The sequence below is a fragment of the Pseudomonas sp. B21-054 genome (assembly GCF_026016345.1).
In the GTDB taxonomy this organism is placed as follows: Bacteria; Pseudomonadota; Gammaproteobacteria; order Pseudomonadales; family Pseudomonadaceae; genus Aquipseudomonas.
This window is the reverse complement of sequence record NZ_CP087204.1, coordinates 893,181-909,763: the sequence shown is the minus strand read 5'-3', so window position 1 is coordinate 909,763 and position 16,583 is coordinate 893,181. Positions and strand designations below refer to the sequence as shown.

At 57.4% G+C, this 16,583-nt stretch carries 13 protein-coding genes; 5 read left to right on the top strand and 8 right to left on the bottom strand.

What is annotated here, in order from left to right; translation table 11 throughout:
• The first annotated feature begins 110 nt into the window (after positions 1–110).
• The gene (locus LOY70_RS03865; RefSeq protein WP_265033471.1) at positions 111–1,655 is read left to right on the top strand and encodes a hypothetical protein; all 1,545 of its coding nucleotides are present in this window, start codon (positions 111–113) and stop codon (positions 1,653–1,655) included.
• A 585-nt stretch (positions 1,656–2,240) separates the two neighbouring features.
• On the opposite strand, the gene LOY70_RS03860 is transcribed toward LOY70_RS03865, so the two are convergent.
• The 7 genes from LOY70_RS03860 to LOY70_RS03830 all read right to left on the bottom strand — a co-directional run bounded on the left by LOY70_RS03860 (position 2,241) and on the right by LOY70_RS03830 (position 10,786).
• Positions 2,241–4,394, bottom strand: a complete 2,154-nt coding sequence (locus tag LOY70_RS03860; protein WP_265033469.1) for an SEC-C metal-binding domain-containing protein — start codon at positions 4,392–4,394, stop codon at positions 2,241–2,243.
• Between the two features lie 635 nt (positions 4,395–5,029).
• Complete coding sequence (locus LOY70_RS03855) at positions 5,030–6,352, bottom strand: purine-cytosine permease family protein (RefSeq protein WP_265033467.1); 1,323 nt, start codon at positions 6,350–6,352, stop codon at positions 5,030–5,032.
• Between the two features lie 111 nt (positions 6,353–6,463).
• Positions 6,464–7,438 (bottom strand): biotin-dependent carboxyltransferase family protein, encoded by a 975-nt coding sequence (locus tag LOY70_RS03850; protein WP_265033465.1) that lies wholly within the window; start codon positions 7,436–7,438, stop codon positions 6,464–6,466.
• The gene (locus LOY70_RS03845) at positions 7,435–8,307 is read right to left on the bottom strand and encodes a 5-oxoprolinase subunit B family protein (protein ID WP_092173235.1); all 873 of its coding nucleotides are present in this window, start codon (positions 8,305–8,307) and stop codon (positions 7,435–7,437) included. Before LOY70_RS03845 ends, LOY70_RS03850 begins: the two co-directional genes overlap by 4 nt.
• The gene (locus LOY70_RS03840; protein ID WP_265033462.1) at positions 8,304–9,677 is read right to left on the bottom strand and encodes an acetyl-CoA carboxylase biotin carboxylase subunit; all 1,374 of its coding nucleotides are present in this window, start codon (positions 9,675–9,677) and stop codon (positions 8,304–8,306) included. The genes LOY70_RS03845 and LOY70_RS03840 overlap by 4 nt, the downstream gene beginning before the upstream one ends.
• Before the next feature lie 10 nt (positions 9,678–9,687).
• On the bottom strand, positions 9,688–9,933 hold the full coding sequence (locus tag LOY70_RS03835; RefSeq protein ID WP_092474930.1) for an acetyl-CoA carboxylase: 246 nt from the start codon (positions 9,931–9,933) through the stop codon (positions 9,688–9,690).
• Between the two features lie 94 nt (positions 9,934–10,027).
• Positions 10,028–10,786, bottom strand: coding sequence for a 5-oxoprolinase subunit PxpA (locus LOY70_RS03830; RefSeq protein WP_123342860.1), 759 nt, complete (start codon positions 10,784–10,786; stop codon positions 10,028–10,030).
• 125 nt (positions 10,787–10,911) lie between these two features.
• On the opposite strand from LOY70_RS03830, the gene LOY70_RS03825 reads away from it, so the two are divergent.
• Entirely contained in the window at positions 10,912–11,829 is a 918-nt protein-coding gene (locus LOY70_RS03825) for a LysR family transcriptional regulator (protein WP_123416380.1), read from the top strand.
• Positions 11,830–12,019: 190 nt separating this feature from the next.
• On the opposite strand, the gene LOY70_RS03820 is transcribed toward LOY70_RS03825, so the two are convergent.
• Positions 12,020–12,937, bottom strand: coding sequence for a LysR family transcriptional regulator (locus tag LOY70_RS03820; protein WP_265033457.1), 918 nt, complete (start codon positions 12,935–12,937; stop codon positions 12,020–12,022).
• A gap of 186 nt (positions 12,938–13,123) precedes the next feature.
• On the opposite strand from LOY70_RS03820, the gene LOY70_RS03815 reads away from it, so the two are divergent.
• The 3 genes from LOY70_RS03815 (at position 13,124) to LOY70_RS03805 (ending at position 16,578) form a co-directional block, all read left to right on the top strand.
• Positions 13,124–14,644, top strand: a complete 1,521-nt coding sequence (locus tag LOY70_RS03815) for an ABC transporter substrate-binding protein (protein ID WP_265033455.1) — start codon at positions 13,124–13,126, stop codon at positions 14,642–14,644.
• Positions 14,645–14,748: 104 nt separating this feature from the next.
• Positions 14,749–15,666: an ABC transporter permease gene (locus LOY70_RS03810; protein ID WP_265033453.1), complete on the top strand. Its 918-nt coding sequence runs from the start codon at positions 14,749–14,751 to the stop codon at positions 15,664–15,666.
• 9 nt (positions 15,667–15,675) lie between these two features.
• Entirely contained in the window at positions 15,676–16,578 is a 903-nt protein-coding gene (locus LOY70_RS03805) for an ABC transporter permease (RefSeq protein ID WP_092344584.1), read from the top strand.
• Positions 16,579–16,583: the final 5 nt, after the last annotated feature.

The window sequence follows — 16,583 nt, the reverse complement described above, 5'->3', positions numbered from 1 at the left end:
GGCGATTCACTCACCCGGTGGCACTGAATAACTGCTGCTGGTTATAGGATGTCAATAACGCGGTGGATATGGAATTATTGGTCGCTCCGAATATATAAGGAAGAATGCTGTTGTCTGCTACCAAGGATCTCATTTCCCTGCACCTAGATAAGGCAGCGGCGCAACTGCGTGCCGAGGCGCTTGAGCAAAACCGGGCCCTCCACCTGGAATTGCAAGAGCTCAAGTCGTCCAGCGCTCTTCTGCTCCACGAAGTCCAGAGCCAGATCGGCAATGCCGAGGCTAAGATCTCCGAGCGGGCCATTGAGAAGACACTGTCGATTCTTCATCACATCAAGCAGTGGATACTCGCAGTCGGAACCTTCATCACCCTGGCATTGGCCGTGGGAGCATTCTTTGGCTACAAGAACCTTGCCGACAGTTTGACGAACACCTTCACGAACAAGGTTGATCGGTGGTTGCGCTTCGAGGACGGTGATAGCGATGAAAGCAAGGCGCTTGATGCAATGCGCACCCAAGCGCTGCTAGACGCCTACATGGTGCGTTTCGCCCGTGAGCGTGTGGGTGGGCGCAATGGTTCATTGTCTCTGACGGAAGCTGAGCGGCAGCGTCTACTCGCGATCCTTCAGGATCCCTCATCGGATGTCGGGCAGTTCTCCGACGCGTTGACCATCATTACCCGAAGTCGTGGGCTGTTCGCGCCGACCTGGATGGAGGATCCAACCGGTAAAGCCCTTGCCCAACTGGTGAACGAGTCGTCTTTGAGCCAGCACAAGCGGGTTTTGTTGCTGGAGCGCCTGAAATTCGACCGAGCTTTCCTACCGTTCTCGCGCACCCTCGTCGCTGACGTAGATAACGTTTGGTCTATGAAAATGCTGGCATTCGATAACCTCAGACTGTTCGAAGATCCTATGGCCTTGGAGTTCGCCCGAGCCAATGTGGGCAAGGTGGACCGTTATTATCGTTCCCAGCTGGCGCTCTATATCGCGCAGGAGACAGGGTCTTATGTGGCGGTGAACGAATATGCACAGTTCCTGCGCCAGACAAAGCCAGAGCTGTGGCAGTCCGATTTTTTGGGACTGGTGGCAGGCCTGGGTGAAATCTTGCCAAGCACCGGTGAGTTGCCGCTGGAGGATATCAGCGCCCTGATCGCTGATAGTGTGCTGCTGGGGGCAGGCATTCGCCTGACTGATCTGTTAGGTTCCAGACGCTTGGCGCTTGAGTTGGATGGAGGCTACGCAGCGCTGGTTGAGCCCGGCCGCTGGCTCAATGAGCCAAGCGTGATTGGTGCGATTATCCGACATCGGCCACTTTCACCTGATTGGTTGGCCAGGGTGGTCTCGTTCTTCCAGGTCAATGACCAAGGTTACGAACTGGTGACGCTGCAACTAACGCTTCGAGACAAGGACCGCCTGCTGACGCAACAGGGTGCCGTCGCCGCCAGCGACGTGCGTGGCCAGGTGTGGTTGAGGGTTGAAACTGTTCCAGGGGGACATCGGCTTAGCGCGACCTGGCGCGATGCGAACACAGGGCGGATATCGGCAAGCGTGATCGAGTCACCGCAGCGCTTGCCAAACAGCCTTTTCCAACTGTCGTTTGATCCTCAGTTGTTGAAAAGCCTGACCTATCAAACGCGCGTCTATGAAGACTACCTATGATTTGAAGAGGCGCTCAGCCTTGCTGGGTCTAGGGGGTGTAGAAGTTACTCAGTGAGTATCGCCAGCTGGGCATTCCAGCCCGGCCACACCTTCGCAAAGGCTTTTTGCAGGCTGCACTCTCCAGCATTCCACCATTGCACGAGGCCAGATAGAACCGGCGCGGCAACACGCTGAACATCGGCTACTAGTAGCCGCCTTGGCACACCATGGCAGCGCTGTCACGAGTCGCTGCAAGACTGAGCAGGGCGCTTAGCTGGTAATCGAAGGTGAGTAGAGGTGTTGGCTGCAAAACGACAACTCTCCGGAACAGGCGTTTAATACGCTGCGAATGTCCGCTTCTGACCGATTTCTGCCGTTCGTGGCGGGCAGCAATCGGCCAAGAGCACTCATGTGCTGCCAGCTGAGTCTGCCCTAGGATTAACACCGCCAGCATCAATACCGTGACCTGCCCCGATTATTCTAAGCCAGATTTCTTGTACAGGGTGGCGCACGCACCAGTGCCGGTAATTCCAAGTTGAAACTTGGATAGAGCATCTTGAATGGTGGCAATAGATGAATACATAGCTTTTATTGAACGGTTTAGAGTTAGAACATACAGCACTTTTTGAATTTCTTTCCGCTACCACATGAGCACGGATCATTACGGCCTAGCTTTTGTGGGCGGGTATTTTTCTTTAATATCTTTGTTGCTTGATTGATTGTGCCTGCAGATTTCATGCCTTGAACTAAAATATCCATATCTTCGGAGTGAGCCCAAGGGAAGTCCAGGGTCACACCAAATTGCAACTCTCCGCTCGGATCGACGGAAATCCCATACCAGCTCTGAGCTTTGAACGAATATTTGCGCTTGTGACAATGCGCATCAAGAGTTTTAACAGCTTGTAGGCTGGGCTTGTAATTGCAGTGAATGCATATGCCAGTAGTTTTTTCAGTTATCCCAAGTGCCACGTTATGATTGGCTCTATCTGCTTTCGTTTTGGTCGTGACATACTGCAGAGCTTCATGCACATTGCGACAGGAGTCTTCGTGTAGAGACAACAGTAAGAAGCCTAGAGCTAGGATCGCTGGTTCAGGGCGCTTCTCAATCTGTGAGATTAGCTTCTCGTAAAGCGACCCTTGCATCTTTGTCAGTATTCCAGAAGGTGTCGCAGCTCCAGGAAATCCTTCTCTCCTAACCGTCATGGCAGCATCTAGTTCACTAGCGATGTCATCGTGCAACATCATCATTGTCACATCTGGCTCCAGCAAAAGATTACGCTTAAGGTGAAATGCCAATGCTGTCAGCTCGTGACTAACCCAGATATTTTCTTTAACTGTCGCCCGATGACGGAGATAACTAAGCAGGTATAGAGGTGAGCTAAGCATTTCAGTAAGAACGTCTAGGAGAAAAACGTCCATTACAAGAGGTCGCTGAATAACATCGGTCGTTTGGTATTTTAAGAGCTCATTTGCTTGAAAGGCGAGTGCTGGATAGTGGTCAGACACTACGCAAAATGGAAATATCTCTTTGATTGATTTTGGTAGTGCGATTTCATGCCCTGTATCCACTTCAAGGATGCAGTCACCATCAACCATAGCAGTAGCACACTCCCAAGCTTGCTCATTTGCTTTTTCTATGGCTGCTGCAAAGTCTTTTTTCAGCTGACCGTCGCTGCCCTTTCTGGCTGCCAGCGTAAGCTTCTTGGATTTGGCTTGAACGATGATTAGTCGATCACCATAAATTACTAGGACATCGGCTTCCCCAATGACCTTTTTGCCTTTGAGTAAATTTACATTTTTATGAACATTTGCTTTGCCAAAAACTGATTGTAATCGGCGGTAAGAAAAGTTTTCAGTGAAGTCGCCGCGATGATCTAGCGCCGTTTGCTTGTACGTTTCGTCCGCTAACATCCAAAAGAAAGGAGACTCGTATAAGGCCTCATAGAGCGAATAGTGCAGAAATAGTAGTACCGTGCCGCGATCAGTGGGAATAAGCGGCGTGGCTGTTACTGCGTTAAAGTCTCCAATTTCCTGGAAGCTATGGTTGTTGCCTTGAAGCGTTAAGGCATTAAAAAAAGCATTGACTGTATCGATTGACTGCTTGCTGCGCTCTGAGACTTCGCGTGGTGTGAACTCAAACAAGGATAAGTATTTTTCAGGCTGCACTCTCGCTTCATGAATACTCCGATACAAAGCGGTAGCTCTGCTATCAATCATTGAGCACATTGAATTCGCGATAGTGCGCGCCTGGGTGCTATCGAATCCTTTGTGATTCAATAGCCACTCGTCGTCAGGAGCATGTTTCTCTAAAAAGAAATCTCGGTACTGAAAGCTATAAGCTGACTCGGCGCAATAAAAAATTGGCTCGCGCATAGCTGCACCATGCCAAAGTTTAGGAGTCTCGGTACCGCCTTTGGCTTCTTTTAGCATCGAATCAAGCATTGGGAAGGACATGCTGTTATGCAGCTCTTGCATGAGAGCATCAGTACGTGATATGTAATTAATCAAGGTTTCGTTATCGGGAATCGACAGTTCAAGAGGTTGGCGAACCATCAGACCTAGTAGTGTTGTGATTTCGTTTCTGTTGAGTCTGCTAGAAGAGTACAAGTGTTCCATGTCAGAGGCTTTGTACTCGTCTTGGAAGGCAACCCCTGTATCGCGATGACAGATTAATGCTAGCGCGTGTACGTAACCAGGTTGAGATGTGAGCTTAATAAGTTCAGCAATAACTTCAGACTCTGATTTAGCGGCGTTAAACATGCACTGCACTCCTTGCTCAGCCCGTAACTACACGGACTCAAAAACGAATTCTAGCTGCCATTTTGCATTTTGGCTCGAGCTCTACAGGGGAGCGATGAGTTTAGAGATGAAAAAAATGGAGCGATTTACTTATTAGTATCACTGTCCGCTTCTGGCCGTGAGCGGACGAAGTCGAACGTCGACGACTGTGCCATTTACGCTCTGTTACCCAATTGCCGTTGCGCAGGCCTATTCAGGCTACGGAGACACAAAACTAGTTTTTCACAAGGAATGCCATTCGAGTCATCATTGGTTACACAGATGTCCCCTTGAGCAAAGGTATTCCATAAAGTATTCCAACAAAAACAATCCAACTGAATTTATCTTGTGAAATCAGCTAGATACCCGATCAGTTCAGATTACCCCGGCACGTCCACGGACGTCTTTTTTTGTGCCTGAAATCCAGTGAATACGGGGGTTCAGCGCCATCGGCGCTCCATAGCACTTCGGCTCGGGTTGCGACAGGCCCACCCACCAACATCCCACCTCGCCCAGAAGCAGCCACTAGAAACCCATCACCGAATTCGCAATGAGCCTCCCATTACCCGCTCTACCTTGTTAGAGCGAGCAGGCATGGGATGAGTGACCGCAAAACTCTACTCTGCCAACCGCATCCGCAACCGGCTTCGATGGGACAAGCCTGCTTGCAAGGCAAACGCAACTATCACGGTGGATGGCGCGGAAAAGCTGCTCAGGCCGCCGCCGGAAAACATCAATGCAAGACCCAATGCGGTGGCGCCAAACCAGGCCGTCAAGCCCACCGGGTTAAACGCGACCATCCGCTCGAGCGCTGCCACGTCACTGCGTCCGTAGACAATCTGCGCCAACGCCACACCCACCCAGGCCACCACGAAGATCCCCTGATAGGCCAACGCCTTGAGGATGTAGGCAAACACGTCCGCGAGCATCAAACCGTAGACGATCACCCCCACCGCCACTGCCCACATCAGGTACGAACCGCGAAGGCCAAATCGACCGAAAAACGCCTGCATGTTCAGGGTCGCCAAATAATAGTTGGCGGTGTTGATCCGGGTTTGTGTGGCCCAGACAAACAGCAATCCCCACAGGCCCATCAACTGCAAAATCGCCATCACTACCGAGACTTCGTTCAGCGCGCCTTCGTGGGGAATGCTGCTGACCAGGTAAATGCCCGCCGCGCCGTTGAGCAGAAATGTCACTGCGTAGAACGGCATGCCGAAGTTCCAGCGACCGTGGTACTCGGCGTCTTCAGGCTTGCCGAAACGCGCATAGTCGAAGGTGAACAGCATCAACACCCAGACGCCCATGTAGGCGACAAAACAATCCCACCAGCCGAATGCATCAGGCGTTGCCGGGCCGAAATCCAGCCATTGCGGCTGGTAGCCATAACGGCTGATCGATAGGCCCACCGCCACCAGCAAACCACCGAGGTACACCGGCAGCAATACGCCATTGAGCTTGTCCAGCCAGTGCTGCACGCTGCCCAGGATCATTGGCACGCTGTAGAGCACCACTACCAATGCCGCCAGCGGATAGACCAGTTCCGGGTACAGGTGATTGAGCGCGACGGCGATCACCGAACCTTCGAACACTGCGTAATAGATCGCGGTCGAGAAGAAAATCAACGTCGCCAGGCACGCCCCGGTGCTGCCGAACAACAGCCGTGAAAACAACGCCACCGACAGACCGCTGCGAATCGCAAAGCGGCTGAGCACGCTGTTGACCAGTCCATAACTGATCACCGACAGGACCATGCCGATCAGCGCATTGCGCGCACCGAACGACAACGCCAATGAAGCACCCACCACGATGTAAAACATCGCACTGCACACCGCCCACCAGGCCATGGTCAGGGACAGTCGACCCATGCGCGCTTCGGTGGGAACAGGATGATGCACCGGGTCTTGCCCGGTTTGACTCGATTGCGATAAAGCAGCCATATGCGTGAACTCCAAAACCAGTCAAAGGTTGAAGCGCGGGCAGCCGTCACCGCACCGAAGTGCGGCGTTGGCGTACCGTTTGGCATGGCCCGCGCTAGACGGCGGGCAGAATCAGGAAGGGAACAGCTTGCTCAGGCAGCTGAGTTTTTTCTTATAGGAACGTCGCGCTTGCAGCGCCTCTTCGAGGGTTACCGCGACAAAGCGGGCCTTCTGGTTGGGTTGCATCTGGCCGATCAAATCGAGGTCGGCGCTGATTACCGTGCCAATCATCGCGTAGCCACCACCGGACACCGCATCACGGTGCAGCACGATGGGCTCGAGCCCGGCGGGCACCTGGATCGAGCCGATCGGGTAGCAACTGTCGACGATGTTCGACGGATCGGAACCGGCGCCAAACGGCTGCTCCCGGGGCTGGAAGCCCAGCGCGCTGCCACCCTTGAAGCGATAGCCGATGCGGTCGGCCTCCGAACCGACCGTCCACGGCTCGGCGAAGAAGCTCTTGGCCGCCGATTCGGTCAAGCGGTGGTAGTACAAACCGGGCACCACCCGCAGGGTGATTTCGCCCCCCAATGATTGCCGTAACGCCATGGGCAAACTGGCCCCGGCGCGGCTCTTGCCACTGGCGACGCCCACTGGCAATTCGTCGCCTGCCATCAGGCGTCGCCCCTGAAAACCGCCGAGTGCGCCGAGCGCATAGGTGGAGCGACTGCCGAGCACCACCGGCACATCAATGCCGCCCGCCACTGCCACATAAGCGCGGGCACCCGCCTTGGGAAAGTCAAAGCGCAGCACTTGCCCGGCCTTCACGGTGAACGCGGTGTCGTGGTGCATTTCCACGCCATCGACCCGTGGCGTCATGTGCGCGCCGCTGACCGCTACCAATGCATCCTGCTGAAACTCCAACTCAGGCCCGAGCAGCGTGCATTCCAGCGCCGCCGAACCTGCCGGGTTGCCGACCAATTGATTGGCCGCGCTCAAGGCGTATTGATCAAGCGCGCCGGACGGCGGAATGCCCAAGTGGTAATACCCTTCGCGGCCCAGGTCTTGTACCGAAGTGGCGAGGCCGGGTTTGAGGACCTTGATCATGCCAACACCTCCTGCAACGACTTGGGATAGCCAACGGGATCGGCGAGGAACGCGTCCAGCGAAAACTCCACCGGCCGAATCCGCAGATCAAAGCAACCGGCTTCCACTTCGGCCACTGCGTGGTCGTAGGCTTCACGGTCCATCGGTTTGAACTGCACGATGTCGCCTGGACGGAAAAACACCATGTGTTCTTTCAGGTACGCGAGGTTCTGTTGCGGGTCATAGATTGGCGCGGGGGTGACGCCAAACATCTGATAACCGCCGGCGCCACGCACCGAGTAAATGCAACCAAAGCAACCGCCGTGACCAAGGGTCAATTTCGGTGTGTCGGTGCGCGGGCGCAGGTACTTGGGCACCTGCAACTGGCGCTCGCGCTCGACCATCTGGAACATGAACGGCAGCCCGGCAACGAAGCCAACCATCGAGACAAACCACGGCGCGCCACTGTGGGCCGCGATGAATGCATCGACATCGGCCAGACCGTTGATTCGTGCGGCGTACTCCAGGTCCGTGGCGCTCGGGTCTTGATGGCGGTCGCGAAAACGCATCAGGGTTTCGTGGGTCCAGGGATCGTTGTAGAGCACCGGAATCTCGATAATCCGCGTCTGCAACGTGCGCTCGGCAACGGCCCCGGCCTCGGCGATTTTTACCGCTTCGAGCAAGGCGTGAGGGGCGATGCGATCCGGGTCGAAACGAATCTGGAATGACGCGTTGGCCAGGCAGATATCGAGCACGCCATCCAGCGCCTGCTGTTCCACGGCACGGGTGACGGCCAAGCCTTTGAAGAACGCGTCCAGGGACATGCTGTCGCTGACTTCGGCAAACAAATGCTCATCGGCGCCAAAGCTGTAGCGGATGGGAGTACTCATGCTTCACCTCCGCTGCGGCGCTCGGCCAGCCAGGTTTCCAGAGTGCCGGTGTGAAAGTCGGCGCTGTGCAGCCACGGTTGTTCCAGCAATTCACCGTGCAACGCCAAGGTGTTGGCCATGCCGGTGAGCGTGGTGTGCGCCACCGCCATTCGCGCTCGGGCCAGGGCTTCGGCGCGATCCGCACCGTGGATAATCAGTTTGGCCAGCAGCGAGTCATAGTACGGCGGCACACGGTAGCCTTGATACAGATGCGTATCGACGCGAATGCCCTCGCCGTTCGGCCAGATCAGTTTCTCGACCAGGCCTGGACTCGGGAAGAAATCCCGCGCCGGGTCCTCAGCGTTCAGGCGCATTTGCAGGGCGGCGCCGTTGAGTCGGATGTCACTTTGCTTGAAGCCCAGCGGCTCGCCGCCAGCGATGCGCAACATGGCCTGGACCAGGTCGATGCCGGTGATCAGTTCGCTGACCGGATGCTCCACCTGAATCCGCGTGTTCATCTCGATAAAGAAGAACTCGCCAGTGGCGTCGTCATACAGGTATTCCAGGGTGCCGGCGCCCTTGTAGCCCAACGATTCGGTCAGGCGCACGGCGCTTTCGCAGAGGGTTTCCCGTTGCAGTTGGCTGAGGACTGGCGACGGCGCTTCTTCGAAGATTTTCTGTCGGCGCCGTTGCAGCGAACATTCGCGCTCAAACAAATGCACCGCGTGCTGACCGTCGCCCAACACCTGCACTTCAATATGCCGAGCCCGACTGATAAATCGCTCCAGATACACCGCGCCATTGCCAAACGCCGCTTGAGCTTCGCGCTGGGAACGGGGAAATTCTTCGCTCAGTTGCTCGGCGTTTTCCGCCAGTCGAATACCGCGCCCGCCGCCACCGGCCGAAGCTTTGATCAACAACGGGAAGCCAACGGATTGAGCGGCCTGCAGCGCCGACTCGAGGTCGAACAGTTCACCCGGCGAACCCGGCACCACCGGCACGCCATTGGCTTGTGCGGTACGCCGTGCCTCGGCTTTATCGCCCATGCGCCGGATGGTCTCCGCGCTCGGGCCGACGAATATGGCGCCGGCAGCCACCACCGCTTCGGCGAAATCGGCGTTCTCCGACAGAAAGCCGTAACCGGGATGCACCGCGTTGGCGCCCGTGGCTTTCAAGGCGCCGAGCAAGGCCTCGACGTTCAGGTAACTTTTGTCGGTACGGGCCGGGCCAAGAATGTGCACCTCATCGGCCATGCGCGCGGCCTGGGAATCGACGTCCGCCGTGCTGCACGCAGCAACGGTGGGAATGCCCAGTTCTTTGGCGGCGCGGATAATCCGCACGGCAATCTCGCCACGGTTGGCGACCAGCAGTTTATGAATGGCTTGGGTCATGATCGCCCCCTCACTCGTCGTCGAGTGTTGCGACGACTTGACCCGGCTCCACCGGATCACCGTCTTCCACCAAGAAGGCACTGAGGCGACCAGCCGTCCCGGCGGTCAGTTCGGAGAACTGCTTCATGACCTCGATCAGGCCAATGACCGTGTCGGCGCTGACCTGCGCGCCGACCTCGACAAAGTTCGCCGATTCCGGAGAGGCTTTGCGGTAGAAGGTCCCCGGCAATGGGGTGATTACAGTGTGTTCAGCCATGTCTGTTCCTCTTGGAATAGTTATAGAAAGGCAGGCAAAAAGTGAATCGGTGGGCAAACCCTGGCGTCTGTGTGCCAGGTGTTTTCGTTCGCTCTCAGCGCGGTGCTCGGACCTCTATGCCCGCGCCACCCAGTGCATCACGCGTGGCTTCGACCAACGCCAGGGCGCCCGGCGTGTCGCTGTGCAAACAGATCGAATCGAACTCAATCGCCAGGTCTTCGCCCTCGACGGTGCGCACTACGCCTTGTTGGCAAGCACGCAGCACTCGCTCGGCGACGTGGGCCGGGTCGTAGGCCCGCACGTTGCGGGTGAAGACGATGGAGCCGCTGAGGTCGTATTCGCGATCGGCGTAGAACTCGCGGATCACCGGTTGGCCAAGTTCCGTGGCAACCCGCCAGATCACCGAATCGGGCATGCAATACAACAGCAACTCCGGCTCCAGGCGCTGGAGGTTTTCCACCAGCAAACGCGCGGCCTCTTCGTCTCGGGCCAGGTGCATGTAGAGCGCGCCGTGGGGTTTGATGTGTTGCAGGGCCACGCCTTGAACCCGGGCGAGTTCACGCAGGGCGCCCAACTGATAGAGCATGTCGTCGACCAGTTCCTGGGCCGGCGCATTGATGTGCCGACGGCCAAAACCAACCAGGTCGCGAAACCCCGGATGCGCGCCGATAGCCACGCCCAGGCGCTTGGCCTGCTCGACGGTACGGCGCATGGTGCTGGGGTCGCCGGCATGAAAACCGGTGGCGATGTTGGCCGAACTGATAAAGCCCATCAGCTCATTGTCGACGCCATCGCCGATGGTCCAGGGGCCAAAGCCTTCGCCCATGTCCGAGTTGAAGTCTACTGCCTGCATGACACTTGCTCCCAACGCTTGTGACTTCGTGAAAGCCAAGTTAGATTCCTCCCAACCCCTTGGGAAGATCTATTATCAGATAGGCCATCTTCTGAAAAACAGATACCTCGTCACCTGGAGTGCTCGTGTCCCTGACCCTTCGCCAAGTCCGCTATTTCGTCGCCACCGCCGAGATCGGGCAAATCTCTCAAGCCGCGATTCATCTGAATATTTCCCAGTCGGCGGTGACCACGGCGATCAAGGAACTGGAAGGCATCCTTGGCACGCTGTTGTTCCAGCGCTCGGCCCAGGGCATGAGCCTGACCGACGCCGGACGGCACTTTTTGAATCGGGCCTACGTGATTTTGCGCAGCGTCGATGACGCGTTGAACAGCCCGTTGCCGGACATCCGCGCCAGCGGCGTGTTGCGCTTGGCGGCGAGCTACACCGTGATCGGCTATTTCCTCCCGCACCACTTGCAGCGCCTGGAACACTGGCATCCGGACGTGGCGATTGAAGTCCATGAACAGGAACGGCAAGCCATTGAGCAAGGCTTGTTGGAAGGTCGTTTCGATATGGCCGTGGTGCTCACCGCCAACCTCACGCACCCGGACATCGTTTCAGAGATTCTCTTCAACTCCGAACGGCGGTTATGGCTGCCCAGCCGCCATCCGTTGTGCGAACGCTCGGCGGTCAGCCTGGCCGACGTCGCGAAAGAACCCTACATCCTGCTGACCGTCGACGAAGCCGAACAAAGCGCCATGCGCTACTGGGAACATGCGCATCAACAGCCAAACGTGCGGGTGCGTACCAGTTCAGTCGAAGCGGTGCGCAGCATGGTCGCCAATGGCAGCGGCGTGGCAATTCTCTCGGACTTGGTGCACCGCCCCTGGTCATTGGAAGGAAAACGCATCGAAACCCTGACAGTCACCGACGAAGTGACGCCGATGAGTGTCGGACTGGCCTGGCATCGCGAGCGCGAATTCAGCCCGGCGATGCAGGCGTTTCGTAACTATTTCCACGATGCGTTTTTGGCGCCACAACAGCTGTCTGCGCGACGCTGAAAACAGCGAAACCATGCCCTTTACAACGAGTGCTGACGTGCACTCGTCGTCGCCATCGGCAGCATTACGGGGGGTCGTAGCTTTTTTAAAGACTGCGCATTTTGGCGATGCTTCCAACTGAGCTCCAACCGTTATCGATATTCCAAACCCAAGAAACCCAAAATGCAAAACGTCGAGTGACCTCGTCTTTTCAACGACGCTTCGCTTTCGCCAACCCAGCAATCAAAAAATCCCTGAACGCAGAAACCGCCGCCGGTAAATTGCGTCCCGCCATGCTTTGCAGTTCGATGCGCCGTGCCTGCATGCCTTCATCGAGGATCGGCAAGCATTGCAGTGCCTTGTCCGCCACCTGCTTGTGCAAGGTCATTTCGCTGGCCAGGCTGATACCGCCCTCTTCGCGGACGAAGCTGTAGAGCGAGGCAACATAATTCGTGGTCAACACCGGGTCGAACAACAAGCCTTGTACACCGCAACAGATGTCGAACAGTTGTCGTATCGTGGTGTCGGCCTTGGGCAGCGCAATGGGCCAGGGTTGCAACTCGGCGAGGCTGACCGCTTCACGCCCGGCCAAGGGATGGGCATTGGAGACCACGGCAAAAATCGCCCCGCCCAGGACATGTTCGACCTTGATTTCCTTTTGCGGCGTCAGGCTGAAGGTCATCGCCAGATCGGCTTCGCCGGAGCGCACCTTCTCAGTCGCCTCCGCAGGCGCACAGACCTCCAATGTGAAATGAATGCCCTGATACTCACGCCGGAACGCGCTAATGCTGCTGGGCATGTATTCCAGTGCAAATCCTTCCGAGCAGGCCACATGCACATGACCGCGTTGCAAGCCATGCAGCTCGGTAATTTCCAGCACCACCTGCTCGGCCTCAAGCTGCGACTTGCGCGCATAAGCCGCCAGTCGCGTCCCCGCCTCGCTCAGCACCATGCCCCGGGCACGGCGCTCGAACAGGCTGGCATCCAAGGCCAATTCAAGCTTGGCAATCTGTCGGCTCACCGCTGACGCCGCAACATTCAGCCGTACCGAGGCTTCGCTGATCGATCCGCATCGCGCTACTTCAAGAAAATAGCGCAGTGCCGTGGACTGCACACCATACAGCTGCATCGGCGCCCCCCAGGTTTGCCTTTTCGGCAAAGAAAGTATCGAAATATTATTCTTGTGGCATTGATAGCCTTTCCCTACATTCGAGTCCAGATCAAAAAAAATACCGCCTGATTTTTTTCTTCTCCTTTGCGCGTTTGCGATTCGCTGCCCTTTGATTCAACCACTCTCGCCAACGGAGACGACGGCATGGGCATCAAAGGTTTCGCCTGCAGTATTGCGCTGATGGGCCTCATCAGCAGTTTTCCGGCTCATGCCGGTAAAGCCAACGACACCCTGGTTTACGCTTCCGACAGCGAGCCTGAAAACATCAGCCCCTATCACAACGATTTACGCGAAGGCGTGATTCTCGGCCGGCTGATCTGGGACAACCTGGTCTATCGCGATCCCAAAAGCGGCCAATACCAACCCATGTTGGCCACTGGCTGGAAACAGGTCGACGACACCACCATCGACTTTGAGCTGCGCAAAGGCGTCAAATTTCACAACGGCGACGCCTTCACCGCCGACGACGTGGTGTTCACCCTCAACTACGTGGTGTCGCCCGAAGCGAAAGTCGTTACCGTGCAAAACGTAGACTGGATCAAGAGCGCCGAGAAAACCGGTGACTACAGCGTCCGCCTGCATTTGAAGAAGCCTTTCCCTCCGGCACTGGAATACCTGTCCAACGCCGTTCCGATGTTCCCCAAGCAGTATTTCGAGAAGGTCGGCCTCGCCGAATTCAGTCGCAAGCCAATCGGGACCGGGCCGTATAAAGCCGTGTCGGTGGTGGCTGGCGAAGGCGTGACCATGGAAATCAACAAGGACTACTTCCCGGACAGCCCACAAGGCAAGCCCCATATCGGCCATCTCAAGTTCCGGGTGATCCCGGATGCAGAAACCCGCCTGGCCGAGTTGATGACCGACGGTGTCGACTGGACTTGGCGTGTGACCCCGGATCAGGCAGTCGACCTTAAAGGCATGCAGAGCCTGACCGTGACCAGCGGTGAAACCATGCGCATCGGCTTCCTGATTCTTGATGCCCGGGGCACCTCCACTGAAAACTCGCCAATGAAGAACCTCAAGGTGCGTCAGGCCATCAACCATGCGATCAACCGCAATGCGCTGGCCACGCAATTGGTGGGTGGCGAAGCCAAACCCTTGCAGGTTGCCTGCTATCCAGGCCAGTTCGGCTGCGATACCAGCGCGGCGACGGTCTACGACTATGACCCGGCCAAGGCCAGGGCGCTGCTTGCCGAAGCCGGTTACCCAAATGGCTTCGAGACCGAAATCTTCGCTTATCGCGACCGTGACTACGTCGAAGCCATCATCGGCAACCTGCGCGCCGTGGGCATCAACGCCAAGCTGCGCGTCTTGAAGTACGCCGCCCTGCGCGATCAGCAACGTGGCGGCAAGGTGCCCATGTCGTTTCAGGCCTGGGGCTCGTTCTCGATCCTCGACACCTCGGCGTCGGCCGGCACCTGGTTCAAGGGCAATCCGGACGACAACATCAAGGATCCGCAAGTCCAGGGCTGGCTGCAGACCGCTGACAACGCCCTCGACCCGCAAGTGCGCCAGGACAACTACCGCAAGGCGTTGCAGCGCATCAGCGAACAGGCGTACTGGGCGCCGCTGTTCAACTACTCGATGAACTACGCCTACACCGCCGACCTCGCGTTCACGCCGTACCCGGACGAGCTGCCGCGTTTCGTTCAGTCCAGTTGGAAATAATCCGCACCGAGCGGATTGATCCAGAGGTGCCGTGGCTTGCGGGCTAAGCCGCACCACGGACACCACCTGACACCTGTCATCCATTGGATATGAGGAAACTTGCCATGCTTGGATTCCTTCTGCGCCGTCTGGGCATCGCTATTTGCGTGGCCATTACCGTGTCGGTGATCAGCTTCTCTCTGTTGCACCTGTCCGGCGACCTGGCCACGGCCATTGGCGGACCGGAAGCCACCAGCGAACAGATCGAACAGATCCGCGTGCAATACGGTTTGAACAAACCGCTACCGACCCAGTACTTCAACTGGCTGGGCGATTTACTGCGGCTGGACCTGGGTAACTCGTTTTTCTTTCAGGAGTCGGTCTACAACCTCGTCGTCAGCCGCTTGCCGATTACCCTCGGGTTAGGTGCCCTGGCGCTGGGCATCGCTTTGCTGGTGGCGATTCCACTGGGGGTGCTGGCGGCGGTCAAGCGCGACACCTGGGTTGACCGACTGGCCTTGAGCATCGCGGTGCTGGGTCAGGCCATGCCCAGTTTCTGGTTTGCGCTGATGTTGATCGTGGTGTTCGCGGTGACGCTCAAGTGGCTGCCGGTGTCCGGCAACTCGACCCTGCTGCACTTCGTCATGCCGGCCATCGCCTTGGGCTACTACGCGACGCCGGCCATCATGCGCCTGACCCGCGCCGGCATGCTTGACGTGCTCAATTCCGATTACATCCGCACCGCCCGCGCCAAGGGCCTGCGCCCTGCCCGCGTGCTGTTCAAGCACGCACTGCGCAACGCCTTGATTCCGGTCGTCGCGCTGGCGGCGGTGGAGTTCGGCTTCATGCTCGGCGGTTCGGTGGTGATCGAAACCGTGTTCTCCCTGCAAGGCATCGGACAACTCGCCTGGGGCGCCATCGCCCGTGACGACTTTCCGGTGGTACAGGCCGTGGTCCTGCTGATTGCGGTGATCTACATCATCCTCACCTTGCTGGCCGATGTGCTCAACGCACTGCTCGACCCGCGCATCCGCGTGCGCTAGGAGGCTTACATGAGCACCCCCACGACCCTCGCGATCAATGACTACCTGCCACCCCCGAGCAGCCTGAGCCGAGTCCTTGGCAAGAGCTTTCGTCACCGTGGTTTCGCCATCGGCGCGGTGTTGTTGCTGATCATCTTCGCCGGTGCACTGTTCGCCCCGTGGCTGGCCCCCTACGACCCTTATGCGCAAGACGTGATGCTGCGCATGAAACCGCCGGTATGGATGGCCAACGGCACCTGGGAATACATCCTCGGCACCGACAAGCTGGGCCGTGACTACCTGTCGCGCTTGCTCTACGGCGCACGGATTTCGCTGTTCATCGGCATCGCGGCGGCGCTGATTTCCGGCTTTATCGGCACCGTCATGGGGCTGTTGGCGGGTTATTACGGCGGCAAGGTCGATGCGTTTATCAGCTACCTGATCACCACCCGGCTGGCGATGCCGGTGGTGATGGTCGCGCTGGCCTCGGCCTCGCTGATGGGTGGTTCACTGAAAGTGGTCATCGTGCTGCTGGGTTGCCTGTTATGGGATCGCTTCGCAGTGGTGGTCAGGGCTTCGGTGCAACAGATTCGCGATGCTGAATATGTCGCGTCGGCCCAGGCGCTTGGCTGCTCGACCCTGAGGATTCTGGTCAGTGAAATCCTGCCCAATCTGGTCGGCGCGCTGATCGTCGTCGCGACCCTGGAAATGGCCCACGCGATCCTGCTGGAGTCGGCCCTGTCGTTCCTCGGCGTTGGCGTGCAACCGCCGACGCCGTCCTGGGGTTTGATGATCGCCGAAGGCAAACCCTACATGTTCTTTTCCCCGTGGGTCATCGCCATTCCCGGCGTCGCCCTGATGATTCTGGTGCTGGGCATCAACCTGGTCGGCGACGGCCTGCGCGATCTGATCCTGCCCGACGGCCGCAACTGATTAGA